16 protein-coding genes are annotated in these 17,161 nt (G+C 69.9%); all 16 read right to left on the bottom strand.

Translation table 11 applies throughout. The annotated features are described in order from the left end of the window. Window positions 1-859 (bottom strand): pilus assembly protein N-terminal domain-containing protein (locus VF697_RS40750; RefSeq protein ID WP_331103795.1); only part of this gene is annotated, 859 nt, incomplete at its 3' end. A 29-nt stretch (window positions 860-888) separates the two neighbouring features. Further along, window positions 889-1,425, bottom strand: a complete 537-nt coding sequence (locus VF697_RS40745) for an A24 family peptidase (protein ID WP_331103794.1) — start codon at window positions 1,423-1,425, stop codon at window positions 889-891. Between the two features lie 108 nt (window positions 1,426-1,533). Further along, complete coding sequence (locus VF697_RS40740; RefSeq protein ID WP_331103792.1) at window positions 1,534-2,451, bottom strand: FHA domain-containing protein; 918 nt, start codon at window positions 2,449-2,451, stop codon at window positions 1,534-1,536. Between the two features lie 59 nt (window positions 2,452-2,510). After that, window positions 2,511-4,559 (bottom strand): hypothetical protein, encoded by a 2,049-nt coding sequence (locus VF697_RS40735; protein ID WP_331103790.1) that lies wholly within the window; start codon window positions 4,557-4,559, stop codon window positions 2,511-2,513. Beyond that, entirely contained in the window at window positions 4,556-5,941 is a 1,386-nt protein-coding gene (locus tag VF697_RS40730) for a hypothetical protein (protein ID WP_331103788.1), read from the bottom strand. Before VF697_RS40730 ends, VF697_RS40735 begins: the two co-directional genes overlap by 4 nt. Before the next feature lie 131 nt (window positions 5,942-6,072). Next, a complete protein-coding gene (gene glyS, locus VF697_RS40725; RefSeq protein WP_331103786.1) occupies window positions 6,073-8,172 on the bottom strand; it encodes a glycine--tRNA ligase subunit beta in 2,100 nt (699 codons plus the stop codon). Next, the gene (gene glyQ, locus VF697_RS40720) at window positions 8,162-9,142 is read right to left on the bottom strand and encodes a glycine--tRNA ligase subunit alpha (protein WP_331103784.1); all 981 of its coding nucleotides are present in this window, start codon (window positions 9,140-9,142) and stop codon (window positions 8,162-8,164) included. Before glyQ ends, glyS begins: the two co-directional genes overlap by 11 nt. A gap of 48 nt (window positions 9,143-9,190) precedes the next feature. Continuing rightward, window positions 9,191-11,320 carry a serine/threonine protein kinase gene (locus VF697_RS40715; protein WP_331103782.1) on the bottom strand — a complete coding sequence of 710 codons (2,130 nt, stop codon included), beginning with the start codon at window positions 11,318-11,320 and terminating at the stop codon, window positions 9,191-9,193. Between the two features lie 46 nt (window positions 11,321-11,366). Continuing rightward, window positions 11,367-12,359, bottom strand: coding sequence for a carbohydrate kinase (locus tag VF697_RS40710; protein WP_331103780.1), 993 nt, complete (start codon window positions 12,357-12,359; stop codon window positions 11,367-11,369). A 24-nt stretch (window positions 12,360-12,383) separates the two neighbouring features. After that, window positions 12,384-13,118, bottom strand: a complete 735-nt coding sequence (recO, locus tag VF697_RS40705) for a DNA repair protein RecO (protein WP_331103778.1) — start codon at window positions 13,116-13,118, stop codon at window positions 12,384-12,386. A gap of 9 nt (window positions 13,119-13,127) precedes the next feature. Continuing rightward, window positions 13,128-13,514, bottom strand: coding sequence for a helix-turn-helix domain-containing protein (locus tag VF697_RS40700; RefSeq protein ID WP_331103776.1), 387 nt, complete (start codon window positions 13,512-13,514; stop codon window positions 13,128-13,130). A 21-nt stretch (window positions 13,515-13,535) separates the two neighbouring features. Then, window positions 13,536-14,285, bottom strand: coding sequence for a social motility TPR repeat lipoprotein Tgl (gene tgl / locus VF697_RS40695; protein ID WP_331103775.1), 750 nt, complete (start codon window positions 14,283-14,285; stop codon window positions 13,536-13,538). A 25-nt stretch (window positions 14,286-14,310) separates the two neighbouring features. Beyond that, window positions 14,311-14,778, bottom strand: a complete 468-nt coding sequence (locus tag VF697_RS40690; RefSeq protein ID WP_331103773.1) for a social motility and stimulation tgl protein — start codon at window positions 14,776-14,778, stop codon at window positions 14,311-14,313. 19 nt (window positions 14,779-14,797) lie between these two features. Continuing rightward, entirely contained in the window at window positions 14,798-15,508 is a 711-nt protein-coding gene (locus VF697_RS40685; RefSeq protein WP_331103771.1) for a hypothetical protein, read from the bottom strand. A gap of 101 nt (window positions 15,509-15,609) precedes the next feature. Next, the gene (locus VF697_RS40680) at window positions 15,610-16,356 is read right to left on the bottom strand and encodes a lytic transglycosylase domain-containing protein (RefSeq protein WP_331103769.1); all 747 of its coding nucleotides are present in this window, start codon (window positions 16,354-16,356) and stop codon (window positions 15,610-15,612) included. Then, window positions 16,353-16,697 (bottom strand): hypothetical protein, encoded by a 345-nt coding sequence (locus tag VF697_RS40675; protein ID WP_331103767.1) that lies wholly within the window; start codon window positions 16,695-16,697, stop codon window positions 16,353-16,355. Before VF697_RS40675 ends, VF697_RS40680 begins: the two co-directional genes overlap by 4 nt. Window positions 16,698-17,161: the final 464 nt, after the last annotated feature.

Genomic DNA, 17,161 nt, shown 5'->3' with positions numbered 1-17,161 from the left:
ACTCCGAGCCCCCGCCAATGGTGAGCAGCCCCGAGCCCGAGCCGAAGCTGCTGGGGAAGAGCTCCTGGTTGATGTTGGCCGTGGCCGTCACGCTGCCGGTGATGTCCGTGGGGTACTTGATGCCGTAGCGGTCCTTGCCGTTGCGGCGGATCTCCACGAACTGCACCTCGGAGAGGATCATCCGCTTGATGCCGACGACGAGCAGGTTCTCCACCTTCTCGCCCACCGCCTTGGTGATGAGCTCGGCCTTCTGCAGGTCCTGCTGGCTCTCCACCGAGCCCTCCAGGAAGATGGTGGCACCCACCACGTTGACCTGCACGTTGCGCAGGCCCGCCTTCTGGAAGGCCGCGGTGAGGTTCTGCGCCACCAGCTTCTTGGCGTTGGGCGCCACCTTCACGAAGCTCTTCACGTTCGGGTAGAGCGACACCACCTGGTCGATGCGCTCGGCGTCCGCCGAGGTGTACGCCTGACCATCCAGGTAGATGCGGTCACCCACCATGCGCACGGACACGCCCTCGATCTCCCCGAGCAGCTTCTTGATCTCGGAGATGACCTCGTTGGGGTCCTGCTTGCGCACGGTGACCAGGTAGCTGACGCGCTGGCCGGAGCTCTTCCACACCAGCAGCGTCGTCTTGCCCTCGGCCTGACCGATGACGAGGATCTGGTTGTTCCCGATGACCTTCACCTCGGCGATGCTCGGATCACCCAGCGCGATGCGCGTGGTGCCGGGCACGGTCATCACCTTCTGGGTGCCCACGCCGAGGTTGATGGTGCTGCTGTCCTGGGCGAGCACGGGGCTCGCGGCGAACAGGGCCAACAAGGCGCCGAGGGCGGCCACCTGGGTGAAGCGTCCAAGCATCGTGAGAATCCCTTCGCGTCGCATCCGCACTACCCCAGTCTGTCGTGCTGCCACCACATGGCCCAGAAAGTCCCGAGCGCGATCGCCACGCCGTAAGGGATGTGGCGTCGCGGCCCACTCGCCGCGCCTTCGTTTATCAGCCGTGCCTTCACGGCCCACCGCCGCACCACCTCCGCCAGCGTCTCCCAGACGGCGCCGTGCCACAGCAGCGTCACCACCGCCTGCAGCGCGCCCACCAGCGAGATGAAGGCCGCCGCGGCCAACACCGCGGGAAAGCCCAACACCGCCCCCACCCCCGCCATCAACTTCACGTCGCCCCACCCCATCTTCCCCCCGACCGCCGCCGGCACCAGCATCAGCGCCAGGCCCGCCCCCGACACCACCCCGCTCACCAGCCCCGACTCCAGGTCGCCTACTCCCTCGGCCCACAGGCGCACGCCCAGCGCCATCGCCACCAGGGGATAGGTGACGACGTCGAGGATCTGGCGGCGCAGGACATCGGTTGCCACCGAGATCACCAACGCCACCCCCAGGGCGGTCCAAAGCGCGATGTGAGTGGAGGTCATCGGGCGCCTGCCCTCGACGAGCGGGGGCAGGTTTCGGGACTAAATCAGGGAGGGCCGCTCTCCGTCAAATGGCCAACAGCCCAACCCCCTGAAACGCCGGCGCTTGCCTCACTGGTAGGTGAGGCGCACCCGCTCGCTGCAGATGAAGTACTCGTCACCGTCCTCAACCTTGCGGCGCTTGATGCGCTGCTTGTTGAACCAGGTGCCGTTGGAGGAGCCGAGGTCCTCGATGAAGAAGTCGTCGCCGTCGCGGACGATGACGGCGTGCTCGCGCGACACCTTGCCCGAGTGGATGACCAGGTCGCAGTGCTTGCCGCGGCCGATCACGAACCGGTCCTGGGTGATGACGCGGGGCTCGGCGTTGTCCACGGAGAGCACCAGCGCACCGCCGGCCGACTCGTCCATGGGCTCGTCGTCCATGGGCTGATCCTCCATGGGCTCGTCGTCCATGGGCTCGTCGTCGGCGGCCAGGCCCATGCCGGAATCGGCGTCGTCGTCGGGCAGCGGCTCCTCGTCGATCTCCTCACGAGGCTCGTTGCTCTTGCCCTTGATGAGGCGCTCGAGCTCGGCGGCCGTCTCCAGCACGCGCTCGGCGACCTCGCGGCGGGCGGGATCGTTGTCGAGCGAGTTGGCGGGAGCACGCTCCTCGGCGACGCGCGCCGAGGGACGCTGCGGCGCGGGAGCGGGCGCCGGAGTGTGCTCCTCACGGGGAGGCGGCGCCGTCTTGGAGGCTCCACCGGCGACGGGCTGCAGCACGGGCGGAGCGCCCTTGCTGGCACCGGCGGCCGAGCCGGAGGCGCGCGCGCCCGAGGGGCTCGCTCCACCACCGGAAGCCACGACGGCCACCTCGGGCCTGCCCGTGCGCGCCACCTCGATGAAGCCGTTGAGGCGGGCGAACATGAACAGCGCCTGATTGATGAGCGCGTCGCGATCCGAGCCCATTTGCTGGGCCATGTCTTCGTAGGTCTCCCACAGGTGGTCGGCGATACCGACCTTGCGGGCAGGGCGGGAGTTCTGGTCGATCATCTCTTGACTCGCGGATCCAGGAGTCCCCGACCATAGCAGAGCGGTCCAGGGACGCGAAATCACTGAAAGGGGAACACTCCCCGGCTGTTGGCCACGTCCGGGAAGACGAGCTGCAGGTTCACCTGGAGCACGCCATCCGCCGAGGGGTAGGCGATGTAGGCATAGTCCGTGCCCCCCACCTCCGCCTGCACTACGGGTCCGGGCAGCAGGAAGAACTGGAGCTGCTGGATGTTGGTGTCCACCCGGATGGAGTACGGGAAGAAGCGGGAGAGGGTACTCACCACGTAGCGGTCCCCGCGCGACAGGCCGGTGACCCGGGGGTTGGAGACGGTGAAGCTCACGTCCACGCCCTCGCTCGCCCCGGTGTAACCCGGCGGGTGGAAGAAGTAGGACCCGGTCCGCGAGAAGCTCCCGGTCAACCCCAGGCGCTGCAGGTAGCCCTCGCTGCCACTGGTGAGGACCAGCGGCTGGCTGCCCCCTGCCCGGACCAGGAAGCGCGTGTGGCCGGCACAGGCCGGCGGGATGGCGGAGTTGGTCGTCAGCGTGAGCTGCGTGGGATCGGACGACGGCTGCACCGTGGTCACCACCAGGTCCGTGGGGCACAGCTGCACCCCCACCCCTTCCGGGAAGAGGACGAGGATGTCCCCGGGCTGAACCAGCTGCCCCTTGCCCTTGATCGGCTCGGCGGGCACCCGGAAGTCGGAGGCCGCCGGATCTCGCGGCAGGATGCTCATTCCGGGAAGGACGCCCTGATAGGTGAGCTGATACGTCTCGTTGCGCGTGACACCGTGCGTCACCTGGACGGTGATGTCGCCCGTCTCGGCGGTCCCCTGGGCGGTGACGAGCGAGACCTGGGCCTGGGCGTCCTCCACGGCGTCCGGGTCGGCCGGGTTTTCGAAGGTGTCGACATCGATCAGGCGCAACTCCAGTGCGTCGAAGAGGAGGATGTTCCCGTTGGAGAGCGGCACGATGCCCAGCATGCGTACGGCCCCGGATTCAGTGGCGTTGACGGACGTGTTCGTCGACAGCGACAGACCCATGGGCAGCCCGTTGCCCAACCCGAGGGGCATCATGGGATGGCCGGTGACGTCCTTGAGCACCTCGCCCGTCGCGGAATCCACGGCCAGCACGCCCGCGGAGCACTGGGCCTGACCCGCGCCGCAGTTCGAGGGATCGAGGATGCCGAAGATGCGCGCGCCCTCCGCCAGCCCCGCTACCGCCGGCGTGCTCTCCGTTGCCGGCACCTCCGGCAACCGCGGATGGGTGGCGAGCTGGAGCACCTGCTGGCCGCCGAAGTTCAGCTCCGTCACCGTCGCCGGGCTCGTCTGCAGGTCCACCTTGTAGCTCTTCCCAGGCCCGGAGGCGGCCGTGCCGCGCGTGGCCACGGCGAGCTGCATGTTGGGAAGCACGAGCAGGGAGCTCACGGCCACATCGGCGGGGAGCACCCCTTCCAGCAGACGAACCGGCCCCTCCAGCGCTCCCCCCTGGAGGAGCGCCTCGGGCCCCGGCAACCGCAGCGCCCACAGCCGGGCCCCGGTGGACTCCTGGGTGGCGTAGTAGAGCGTGCTCAGTCCGCTCGCGTCGGGCCCCCGGGCCGCGAAGGCCGTCACCGGACCGGCGGACGGGGGCGGGGGCGGGGTCGCTCCAGACGGAACGAGCTGGCTCGTCTCCAGCAGCCTCACCTGACGCAGCAGCGAGCGATCCGCGGCCACCACGGAGATGCGCGTCGAGCCATTGCTGCGCGCGTAGACATAGGGGCCCCCCGTCTCGTTGCCATCTCCCCCATAGTTCACGTCGCGCGCGAGCGCCTGGGGTCGATCCAACACCGGGATGGAGAGCGCCTCGAGCGGGTTGGGCGCACGGAGGTAGCCCCGCTCCGCCCCGTCCTTCTTGAGGTCCAGGACGCGCAGCTCGTTGCGGTCCGTCGAGGTGACGAACAGCAGGTCCCCCTCCAGCGGGTTGCCCGACCCGTCCCGCTGAGGGTCCTTCACCAGCACCACGTCGTAGGTCCCGGACAACCCCGCCGCCGGGAGGGACTCCTCCTCCTCGGTGCAGGCGGACCCCAGCGCTCCAACCACCACCATCAACGACACGATGACGCGCTTCACTGCTGAGCCTCCTGACACGTAACGGCTGCTTCGTCCTGCCGGGTTCCGAGCCGGGCCACCAGCCGGGCCTGCTGCGGGCTGCCAAGGTCCGGAATGTCGATCACCGACACGCGCCCGTCGCCGAAGTTGCTGACGAAGACGCGGGCCGCGTTGTCTTGCTGCTGCACGGCGAGGCCGAAGGGCTGGGGCTCCAGATCCCCCCTGTCCTCCTCCCCCACCGCCACCTGCGCCACGACCTGGCCCACGTCCGGGTCATAGATGGCCACCACGCCGGCCGAGCTGCAGGACACCAGCACCAGCTCGCTGCGCGTGGGCCCGCGAGACACCAGCTTCACCTGGGTGGGGCCGTCCGGCAGGGGCACCGAGCCCACCACCGACAGGGTGGGCAGATCCGAGGTCGCCTCGGCGCCCCGCACGTTCAGGATGACCAGCGAGTCCGGCGAGCGCACGGCCAGGTACAACCGCTGGACTCCCGACGCGTTGGCGGGGGTCAGCGCGAGGCCGCGCGCGTCCTGGGCGGCGAAGTCCAGATCCACCCCGGGGTCGATGATCCGGTTCGCGTTCTCCGGGTTCCTGTCCAGCACGCGCAGCAGGAAGCGCCGGCTGGTGGCGTTCTGCACGCGGTTGGAGAACCGGCCGGAGACGAACACGTAGCGCTCACCGACAGCCACCGAGTGGCTGCCACCCACGGTCAGCTCGCCCGCGTTCAACGGAAGGAAGTCCGAGGTCGACACGCTCGGCGTCTCCCCCTGCAGGCGGACCAGGTACGATTGGAAGTCGACCAGCGAGCGGGCAGGCGAGTCCGCGGGGTCCACATGCGTCACGAACACCTGCCCCTCGTTGGTGACAGTGACGCCGAAGGGCGCGGGGGCGCGGGGCAGGTCATTCTGCTGCCCCGACACGCTGGTGAGAGACAGCGCGCCCTCGAAGCAGTTGTCCCGGCTGGGGCCAACGCAGGCGAGCTTCGCCGGCTCGGGGATGTCGATGTAGTGGACGAAGTCGCCGTCGGCACGGGCGGGGACGAAGAGCCGGGGCGGGGCGTCCGGGCGCTCCCAGAGGGCCATCTCGCCGGCGTAGCTCTGGATGTAGACGCGCGACTCTTCCGAGAGGTTGAGCTGCTCGAGCGCCAACGGCTCCGTGTTGGTGGCGGCACCCAGGGCAGGCAGGTCCACCCGGTCCAGGTCGACCGCCATGACGGTGCCCTGATCGAAGCATCGATCGAAGTTGGCGCTCGCCACGTAGAGGAAGCCGTTGGTGGAACCAGGGACGGCCCGGTGCACGAGACCGCTCGGGTAGATGAAGCGATCCACCGGCGCGGGCCGGGGGTTGGCTTCGTTGCACGCGGCGACAAGGAGCGCGAGACAGAGGAAATGGGGGCGCATGTAAGGGGGGCGGAGTGTAGGAACCGCCCTAACGCCGGGCAACTACAAAGGGCCCCGGCTATTCCATACCCGCCACATGCCCCCCTCCCCTCACCTGCTCACTGCTCCGGACAGCGGCCCGGCGAGCGGGGTCAGGCCTCCGCCTGGATCTTCGCGAAGTCCGCCACCTGGTTGAACAGGGTGCCGATCCCCGTGAGGAGCCGGATGCGGTTCTCGCGCAGGTCCTTGTCCTCGGCCATCACCATCACCTTGTCGAAGAAGAGGTCGACGGTGGGCTTGAGGCCGGTGATCTCCTTGAGGGCGCCGGAGAAGTCGTCGGACTTCACCAGATCGGCCACGCGGGTGCGCGCCTGGACATACGCGGTGTGCAGCTCGCGCTCGGCGTCGTCGGTGAGCCGCTGGGGGTTCACCTCGCCGAGGGACACGTCCTTGCCCTGCTTCTCGACGATGTTGCCCACGCGCTTGAAGGCGCCCGCCAGGGGAGCGAAGTCCGCCCGGCCCACGATGCCGCCCAGGGCCTCCAGCCGCTTGCGCGCGGCCACCATGTCGTCGAAGCCGGCCGACAGCACCGCCTCCACCACGTCCGTGCGGAACTCCTCCATCCACAGCGCCTTGAGGCGGCCGCGGAAGAAGTCGAGCACCTGCTCGCGAGGCGCGGGCTCGCCGGCCTTGCGCTTGACGTTGGCGATCTTCGGCCCGAGCTGCTCCAGCGCCGCGTCCACGGCCTGGGACAGGGAGAAGCGGTAGCCCCGGCCCTGGATGATGCGGATGACGGCGAGGCATGCGCGCCGCAGGGCGAATGGGTCCGCCGCGCCGGTGGGGCCCTTGCCGATGGCGAAGATGCCGCACAGCGTGTCCAGCCGGTCCGCCAGGCCGATGAGGGCCCCGGGGTCCTGCGTGGGCAGCGCGTCCTCGGCGGTGCGAGGCAGGTAGTGCTCGAAGATGGCCAGGGCCACCGCCTCCGGCTCACCCCCGGCGAGGGCGTACTCGCGGCCCATCACGCCCTGGAGTTCGGGGAACTCGCCCACCATGCCGGTGACGAGGTCCGCCTTGGCCAAGGTGGCCGCACGCTCGATGGAGGCCTTGTGAGCGCCGTGGCCCGTCCACCCGGCCAGCTTCACGGCCAGCGAGCGGAAGCGCTCCACCTTCTCGGCGTAGCTGCCGAGCTGGCCCTGCCACACCACGCGCGCCAGCTTCTCGGTGCGCGCCTCGAGCGGCGTCTTGCGATCCTCGTCGAAGAAGAAGCGGCCGTCGGCGAGGCGGGCGCGCAGCACGCGCTCATAGCCGCGCAGGGAGAGCTTCACGTCGCGCACCGGCGTGTTGGACACGGCGATGAAGCGCGGCAGCAGCTTGCCCTTGGCATCCAGCATGGAGAAGTAGCGCTGGTGGCTCTTCATCTCCTGCACCAGCACCTCGGGAGGCAAATCCAGGTGCCGCTCCTCGAAAGAGCCCACCACCGGGTTGGGCAGCTCCACGAGGTTGGTCACCTGATCCACCAGGGACTCGTCCTCCATCAGCGTGCCGCCGGCCTGCGTGGCCGCCGCGCGCACCTTCTCCAGCAGCTGCGCGCGCCGCTTGGAGATGTCCGGCACCACGTGGGCCTTCTCCAGGGCGGCCTCGTAGTCCGAGGGCTTGGAGAGCTCGATGGCCGCGGGCGACAGGAAGCGGTGGCCGTACGTCGTCCGGCCGCTCTTCACGTCACCGAGCACCACCGGCAGCACCTCGCCGCCCAGCAGCGCCACCACCCACTGCACGGGCCGCGCGAAGGCCTGCTCCACGTCGCCCCAGCGCATCGTCTTGCGGAAGTTGATGCCGTGCACGGCGGTGTGGAGGATGTCCTTGAGGATGTCCGCCGCCGGGCGGCCCTTCTCCTCCACCTTGGCGCCCAGGTACTCGCCCTTGGGCGTCTGCAGGCGCAGCAGCGCGTCCACGGACACCTTCTGGCTCTCGGCGAACTTCTCCGCCGCCTTGGTGGGCTTGCCGTCCTTGTCGAAGGCCGCCTTGGCGCTCGGGCCGAGCACCTCGCGGGTGACGTCCTCGCCCTTCTCCGCGAGGTCCTTCACCCACACCGCCAGCCGGCGCGGCGTGCCGTAGGTGCGCACCTCGCCGTGCTTCAGCCGCGCATCCGCGGCGCGCTCGGTGATGACGCGCTTGAGGTCCTCGAGCGCCGGGAGGATGAACGAGGCGGGGATCTCCTCGGCGCCGATCTCCAGGAGCAGATCACTTGCCACGGGCCACCTCCGTCTCGGCGGGCTTGTTGAGCGTCACGGTCTTCCAGTAGTCGCTGGCGGGCTTGCCCTCGAGCACCGGCGGCTGCTCCCCCACCGTCCAGGGCGTCTTGAGCAGCGGGAAGCCGAGCTTCTCGCGCATCTTCAGGTAGCCCTCGGCGCACAGGCGGGCGTTGTCGCGCACGCGCTTGATGAAGTTGGCGCGCTCCGTCACCGAGATGGCCCCGCGAGCGTCCAGCAGGTTGAACGCGTGCGAGCACTTGAGGGCGTAGTCGTACGCCGGCAGCGGCACCTCGCGCTCGATGAGGCGCTTGCACTCCTTCTCGTAGGAGTCGAACAGACCGAACAGCATCTGCGGATCCGACTCCTGCAGGGCGTAGCGGCTCATCTCCACTTCATTGGCGTGGAAGATCTCCCGGTACTTCACGCCCTTGACCCACTCGATGTCGTAGATGTTCTCGACGTTCTGCAGGTACATGGCGATGCGCTCGAGGCCGTACGTCAGCTCCGCCGAGACGGGCCGGCACTCGAAACCACCGCACTGCTGGAAGTAGGTGAACTGGGTGACTTCCATCCCGTCACACCACACCTCCCAGCCCAGGCCCCAGGCGCCCAGGGTGGGCGACTCCCAGTCGTCCTCGACGAAGCGGATGTCGTGCTCGAGCGGATCGATGCCGAAGGCGCGGATGGAGTCCAGGTAGAGCTGCTGGACGTTCTTGGGCGCCGGCTTGAGGATGACCTGGAACTGGTGGTGCTGGAACAGGCGGTTGGGGTTCTCGCCGAAACGACCGTCGGCGGGACGCCGCGAGGGCTGCACGTAGGCCACGTTCCAGGGCTCGGGGCCCAGGGCGCGGAGGAAGGTGGCCGGGTGCATGGTGCCCGCGCCCACCTCGAGATCATAGGGCTGGGTGATGATGCACCCCTGCTTGGCCCAGTGATTTTGCAGAGTGAGGATCAGGTCCTGGAAGTACATGGCGCCGCGGACCCTAGTGATGGGGTCCGGGAGCGTCAAGGACAGCCGTCAGGGTTCTTGCCACAAGGGCAGATCCGACATCCGCACTGTCATCTCCGTCACCTGCCCCGGCTTGATCGGAGCGGACAGCATGCGGCTGGCACCATCCGGGTCCACCACGCGCAACCGGTAGGTGTCCACGGGCAGCGCCACCTTTTTCAGCGGAGTCGTGCCCAGATGGTTGTCACCATCGAACACTGCGGCGCGCGGGGAGGTGTAGAGCGTGAGCCAGCCGAGCTGCGCCTTCGCCGCGCCCTTGGCGGTGCTCGTGTCGATCACCTCGGGCTCCGTGAGGGCCTCCGGCTCGGTGGCCGGCGGCGCGGCGGCGACGGGCCTGGACTCGGGGGCGGGCTTCGGCTCCGTGCCGGTCTTGGGCGAGGCGCCGGCCAGCTTCCGCGGCTTCTTGGCGTCGGCCTTGGTGGCGTCGCTCTTGGACGGCACCGAGGGCTCCGGCGAGGCCACCACGGGCTCCGGCGGCGTCTCGGGCTGAGGCGCGGGCTCTTGCGGCGGCGGGGCGCTCGCGGTCTCCGGGGGAGGAGTCCGAGGCAACGGCAGCGGCTCCGCCGGGGGCGGCCCCTGGGGCACCGGCTCCCCCTTCAGCTCCCGCATGGCGGTGGCGTACAGGGGGGTGAGCATCGCCCGGGTCGGCGGGTAGTAGGCGGCGCCGCCCAGGCCCGCGAGCAGTAGCAGCAGGAGGACCCATTTGCCCCAGCCCGACCCCTCGCGCGGAGCGTCCGGCTGCTCCACGGCGGCCCGGGAAGGACGGGTCGTCTGATCCAACTCCTCCTCCTGCTCGACCACGCGGCTGGCGCGGACGACGGGAGGCCTGCGAACCGGCTGGGTCTTGTTGAGCGGATCCTCCGCCTCTTCCTCCGGCTCGGGAGCGACGGCGCGGACGGGCGCGGAGCCCCTGGCGGGCGGCGGCCGGGAGGGACTGGCCTGCTGCGCGGTGGGTCGGCGCGGAGCAGGAGCGGGCGCGGGCGCGGGCTTCGGCGGCGGTGTCACCTGCCCCGAGGGCTTCGCGACGCGCGGAGCACTCGCCGCGCCGGAGTTGGGGGAACGGCGCCCCTTCTCCGTGGGACTCTCCTTGTTGTCGGTCGCGGTGAACACCGCGGCGAACTGCCCGGTAGCGGACTCATCGGGCTCGTTCGCGCTGTCCAGCAGCGCGCGCGTCTTCTGGATCTTGTCCTCGAAGAGCTGCCGCATCACCGCGGCCATCTGCTCCTCGTGGAAGAGCTCCGCCCCGCAGGCGGCCTCGATGGCGCGGGCCATCTCGCGGCCCGAGGCGAAGCGCTGTCCCGGCTCACGCGCCATCGCGCGCAGCACCACGTCGGCCAGCGCCTGGGGCACGCGCGGGTTGAGGCTCGAGGGCGAGGGCACCTCCCCCTCGGAGATCTTCAACATCACCTCGCCCTCGTGGGCGCCGGTGAACAGGCGGCGGCCGCACAGCAGCTCGTGCAGGATGATGCCGGTGCAGTAGAGGTCGCTGCGCCCGTCGAGCTCGGCGCCGTGGACCTGCTCGGGGGACATGTAGCCGGTGGTGCCCTTCACCATGCCGACCTGGGTCCGACCGAGCCGCCCCTTGGCCTTGGCGATGCCGAAGTCGATCACCTTCACGTTGCCGTCGAAGGTGACCATGACGTTCTTCGGCGACACGTCGCGGTGGACCACCGGCCGGGGCTTGCCCGAGGCGTCGGTGAAGGCGTGCGCGTAGTGCAGCCCGAGGCACGCATCGCGCACCGCGCGGGCCGCGAAGCCCAGGGGCAGCGGGCGCTGCTGCTTGTCAGCGGCCTTGAAGATCTGCTCCAGGTTCTGCCCGGCGATGAACTCCATGGCCAGGTACAGCTCGCCGTCCTGGTCGCCGAGGTCGAAGACCTGGCCGATGTTCGCGTGGGCGAGGGTGGCGGTGATGCGCGCCTCGTCCAGGAACATCTTGACGAAGTGCTCGTCCTTCTGGACGTCCGGGAGGATCTGCTTGAGCGCGACGAACTTGCGGAAGCCGCCGGGTCCCGCGGTGAAGGCGAGGAACAACTCCGCCATCCCGCCCATGGAGAGACGGGTGACGACCTCGTATTTGCCGATGCGGCGTCCCCGGTCGAAGTCGAGTCCCGCGCTGCCCTGAGGCCCCTGGTTGGCCATTGGCGGACATACTAACCGGCGAGTCGGGCCCGGTCGACAGACCTGCTCAGGAGTTCTGCGCCTGGGTCTGGAGCCACGGGGGGAGCAGGCTGGCTACTTCCTCCCGGAAGGGCAGGCCCGTCACGGCGCCGAGGTGCTCCACCACCCGGGAGCCCACGGCACAAGCGAAGGTGGCCAGGGCCTCCAGCTCCTCGCGCGAGGCCCCCTCCAGCTCCGCGGCCCCCGCGTACCTCCGGGACAACCCGTGGAGGAAGGCCGCCGTGAAGCCATCCCCTGCCCCGGTGGTATCCACCACGCGGACCCGAGGGGCAGGCACCCGAACCACCTCGCCTCGCCAGAGGAAGACGGCGCCCGCCTCGCCCCGCGTCACCACCGGCAACGTCACGCCCAGGCCCGCCAGGAAGCGCAGCGCCTCCTCCGGCTCCGCCCGGCCGGTGGCGAAGGCCACCTCCTCTTCTGAGAGTTTGACGAGGGTGCACTGGGGCAGCAACCGCCCGAGCTGCTCGCGCAGCACCTCCGGGTCCGCCCACGCGTGGAGGCGGAGGTTGGGATCGCAGCTCACGAGGCGGCCCGCCGCGTGCGCGGCCTCCACGGTGCGCTGCATGGCCGCCCGGGCCTCGGGGAGGTGCAGCGAGTTCGTCCCGAAGTGCACCACCCGTGCGCTCCCGAGGAAGGCCGGGTCCACGTCGCGCTCGCTCAGCAGGAGCTCGGCCGAGCGGGTGCGGAAGTACGTGAAGCTGCGCTCGCCGCGCTCATCGAGCGAGATGAAGACGAGCCCCGTCTTCGCCTCGGCCGTCTGGCGCATGTGGCTCACGTCCACGCCCTCGGCGGCGAGGCGCTCGCGTAGGAAGTGGCCGAACTCGTCCTCGCCCACCACGCCCACGTAGGCCGAGCGGCCGCCCAGCCGCGCCACGCCCACGGAGACATTGGCCAGGGAGCCACCGATGCCGGGCGTCCACGCCGTCACCTCGCGCACCCGCCGGCCGGACTCCGCCGGGAGGAAGTCCACCAGCGACTCGCCCACGCACACCACGTCCACGCGCAGCCTCCTGGAAGCCGCTCGTCAGTCCAGCCCGACCTGGGCCATGAAGTCCACGCTCTTGAGGCGGCGACCCAGGTGGTGGGCGATGAAGACGTTGAGCACGCCACGCGCCCGGGCCCGGAGCTCGGCCGGCAGCGGCGTGCGCTGGCCCTCCTGGAGTGCCCGGAGTCCGGAGAGCAGCTCGAGCGGCACGGCCACCGCGTCGCGCGCCCGGAAGGAGCAGGGCTCGCACACCGTGCCGCCGTGGCCCTGGTCGAAGCGAGGCCGCTCGCCCGGCGGGCCGCCGCACAGCGCGCACGAGTCGAAGCGCGGCATCAACCCGGCATGGGCGAGCGCGTCCAGCTCGAAGGCCAGCAGCGAGGTGGGGCCCGCCTCCTTCGCGTCCAGCTTGCCCAGGTAGGCCTCCAGCAGTTCGAAGAGCTCCGGGTGGGGCTCATGGTCGCGCGTCAGCTCGCGGCACAGCTCCACTGCGTAGAGGGCGCGGGCGATGAGGTGCAAATCTCCCCGGGCCCCGTAGTAGCCGCCGACGATGTCCGCCGAGTCCAGGCGCACCGTGGAGCCGCGCGTCTCCACGAGCTGCACCCGCAGCCGCATGTAGGGCTCCAGCGCACCGGCGAAGCGCCGCTTGCTCTTGCGGGCTCCGGCGGCGAAGGCCGTCAGCTTGCCGTGTTCGCGCGTGAGGAGCGTGACCATCCGGTCGGCTTCCCCATAGTCCACCGTGGAGAGGACCAGCGCCTCGTCGACGAAACGCTCCATAGGTCCACTTCAACGCACGAAGGGGTTGGGTGCCTTCCCGGTCATCACCAGGGCGGCGAGCGCTCCCACGCCCAGCACCACCAGCACGACGGCCAGGGCCACCCAGGCGCGCTTGCGCCGCTCGCGCTCCAGCACCACCGGGCTCGGCTCTGGCGTGGCCTTGTCCACCTCCTCGTAGCGCAGCACCGCCTCTTCCGGTGCCAGCCCGATGACGGTGGCATAGGCGCGGATGTAGTTGAGCACGAAGACGCGCGAGGGCAGCCGCTCCACCTGCCCCTCCTCCAGGGCGGCGATGAGGCTCGGGGAGATCTTCGTCACGCGCGACACCTCGTCGCGGGACAGGCCGCGCAGCTCGCGCTGCTGGGACAGGTACTTGCCGAATTCGACGTGGTCCACGGGGGTGGGACTCTTCTCTGGTTACAAGGCCTCGAGCAACCTGCGGCAGTCGTCCTTGAGGGCCTTGCTCTTCGCCTTGGCCTCACAAGTGGTGAAGCTCTGCCGCGCGTCCTCCATCTTGCCCATCTTCACCTGGCAGGCGCCCTCGCGCAGGTACGCGTCGGCGACGTCCGGGCAGGACTCACGATAATGGGCAAAGGAGCGGCACGCCTCGGAAACGTTGCCCGTTTCCTCATAGATGACACCCAGGTTCTTGTAGCCCAGGCAGAAGTTGGGGTTGGTGGTCACCGCGGCCTTGATGCTCCGCAGCGCGCGCTCCGTCTCGCCCTTCTTGTAGAGCGCCCACCCCAGGTTGCCCTGGGCGATGAAGGGCGTGGGGTAGAGCATGTCGTTGAGGGCCGCCTCGTACAGCTTGATGGCCTCGTCGTAGCGGGCCTGGGACAGGTAGACGTTGGCCAGGTTCGTCTTGGCCTCGGAGAAGCCCGGGCGCAGCGCCAGCGCCTTGTTGTAGTGCTGGATGGCCTCCTCCGGCCGGTTGAAGGCCAGGTGCAGGAGGATGCCGGTGGCGTTGTGCGCCTCGGGGTAGTCCGGATCCAGCTCGAGCGCCTTCTGGAGCTCCTTGTAGGCCTCCTGCACGTTGCCGACCTGCTGGGCCTGGAGGCCGAGCTCGTAGTGGATCTCGGCCCCCTGGCGCTCCTGCTCGGTGGGGACGTGCTTGCAGCCCATCAGGGCGAGCGCGAGGAGCCAGGCGGTGGACAGGCGGCGGAACATGATGGGGAGTCTCGTCGGGTGGGGGTCAGAAGGAGGCCAGGAGGCGGCCCAGGTTCGTCGAAGCCGTGCGCTTCTCATCCGCGCGGTTCTTGCCCACGCTCGGCACCAGCTTCGGATCCTTGAAGAAGACGGGCAATGTTTTCAGCAGCTCGTCCTGGTTCGGGGCGGGCAGGCCGCGGAAGTTCGCGTTGTCCATCATGAAGCCCATGGACTCCACGAAGGCGAGCGCCTCGGCCTCGTCCTGCTGGTACTCCTCGGGGCTCGCGTTGCGCCGGCCCGGCACGTACACCGCGCAGTCCTGGGCCTCGGACAGGTACAGGTAGATGAAGACGGCGAAGCCGCCCGCGCCGCGCAGCCCCAGCACGAAGGCCTGCGCGGGCCCCGCCGGCTTGCCGGGGATGGCCAGGTGCGGCGAGTTGATGGACTGGTACAGCACCATGACCTGTTCCCGGCTCGCCGGCAGGCCCCGAAACCGCTCGTCGATGGCGAACACGTTGGACGCTCCCCCCGCGCTACCGCGTGGTGAGGGTGAACTCCTCGGACTGGTCTTGCGTCTCCGCCGCGGTGCGCTGGAAGCGCAGCAGCGGGTTGTCGATCATCACTCTGCCGCCGCCCTCGTTGCCCTCGCCGATGATGACCTTGAACACATGCTGGGGAGATTCGCTCCGCCGCGAGCTGGCCGCCACTTTGTGCGCCATCATCAGCACCGTGTTCTTGCCCGGCAGCAGGTCGCGGGTGATGTCCGTGATGACCTGGGGCTCGTTGTTGCGCAGCTTCCGCACCCACTTGGAGTTGATGTACAGGTCGATGTCGTACTCCGTCATACCCGGTACCGACTGCTCCGTCACGAGCCAGTAGCGCCGGGTGATGCGCGCGGGGGCGGTGTCCGTCGGCGCGGGAGCCGGGGCCGGAGCCGCGGCGGGTGTGGGAGCCGGAGCGGGCGCCTGGGCCGCCGTGGTGGGCACGGGAGCCGGAGCCGGGGCCACCGGAGCGGGAGCCGCCGGGGCCGGAGGGGGCGCGGAAGGAGCGTTCACCAGCTTGACGGCATAGCTGGGCGCCTCGATGTGGACGTTGCCCTGCGCGTCGATGTGGACGGAGGCGACCTTCTCGAACTTCTGGTTCGTCACCCCGTCGATGCGGACGCCGTTGAGGTACACCGAGCCGGCGAGGGCCGAGGCCGGAAGCAGGGCCGTGAGCACGAGGGCGAGGATGGAGCGGCGCATGGGTGACTCCTCCTGGGGAGAAAGCGATAGCGCACCCGCCCGGGGTGGACAAGCGCGCGTCACCGGAGACCGAGGCTGCCGTCAGGAAATTCAGCCGCGCGCTAGGGCGCCTTCTCCTCGGGTGGCTTCTCGAGGCCCTCGCGCTGGGCGAGCGCCCAATCGCCGCCCAGGCCCTCCCCTTCCCGGAACCGCCTGAAATCACGGCGGACGAGGCGGGGGTAGCGCCGGAAGGTGTCCAGCTCGCCCGCCTTCTTGGCCTGCCAGATGCGGGTGGGGCCAGCGTTGTAGGCCATGAGGGCCAGGTCGAGGTCGCCGAAGCGGTCGTGCAGCTCCCGCAGGTAGCGGATGCCGAGGCGCACGCCCAGGGACGGATCCGCGGCCACCTCCTCGCGGGACAAGCGCAGGCCCTGCTTCTGGGCGAGGAAGTGCAGCGTGCTGGGCTTGATCTGCATCAGCCCCCGGGCGCCCTTCTCGGAGACGGCCTCCTCGGTGAAGTCCGACTCCACGTCGATGAGGGCCAGGATGAGCAGTGGGTCATACCCCGCCGTTCCCGCCTCCTCTGCGATGGCCTGGCCGAGCTGCCGGCGAAGGGTGAGGCCCAGGTCCGGGGCCCGCTTGGCGAGCACCGCGTCGATGAGGGCCGCGTCGGGAGGAGTCACCTCGAAACGCGAGGCCTCCACCACCCGAGGCACCTCGGGAGCGGCCAACAGGGGGACCGCGCGAGCGGACAGCACCAGGGCAACCCCCGCCACGAGGGGCAGCTTTCCACACCCGGCACCGAGCGCATGAAGCCAGCGGAACAACCCCTCCCCGCGGCGGCTGGTGGAGCCGGAGGGGGGCGCGCTCACTTGCGCTGCCCCAGAGCGTCGATGCGCTCGGCCAGTCGGATCAGCCGCGCTTCGATGTCCTGGATCTGCTCCCGGCGAGGAACCTTGAGGCTCAGGAGGGTGCGCCGCACACCCTCCTCCACGTTGTGCTCCAGGTCCTTGCGGTGACCCGTGAGGCGCTCCGTCAGCAGGCGGGCCTGGCGGATCATCTCCTCCTGGCTCCAACCGGCCAGACCGGCCACGCGCTGCACGCTGCGAGCGGCCTCCTCCTCCGCGGTGGACACCGCCAGCAGGGCCTGGCTCCACACCCGCTCGAACGTCTCCGCCAGCGAGCGCTTCTGCGGGGTCTCTGGTTTGTCCATCCGACGCTCTCCAGCATGACTCCCCGGGCGCGAGGCCCGGAAAGTGGGGGGTAAGGGCAATCGAGGTAAGCACACCCCTCGACTGAAGGAAACGCCGCCCGCGCTCGCCCGCCTGCTTCCTACGTCCAGTGTCGGATGCTCGCCCGGTAGCCCCCGGGTCGACCTCCATGGTCCTGTCCGGATTAGTGCATCCCCGCGTCACCCGTCAAGCGGACAACCCGTGAAGCCCCGGAAGCCCGCAAAGGAAAACCGCCGCCCCGGGGACCGGAGCGGCGGCTCTCTGACTTCGAACTTCAGGCCCTCGGGCCCTGGCGCGGACTAGGCGGCGCCCGAGGTGGTGCCCTCGGAGCGACCCGGGCCACCGGCCGTCGGAGCCAGCGGGTGATCGTCGTGGGTGGCGGCCAGGGCGGCCTCCATCTCGGCGATCTCGTCGGCCTGGCTCTCCACCTCGATGTCGAGGTGCT

Origin of the sequence: Archangium sp., assembly GCF_036388035.1 — a bacterium.
Taxonomy (GTDB): domain Bacteria; phylum Myxococcota; class Myxococcia; order Myxococcales; family Myxococcaceae; genus Archangium.
The sequence above is the reverse complement of the archived record's forward strand: the minus strand, read 5'-3'. Positions and strand labels throughout refer to the sequence as shown.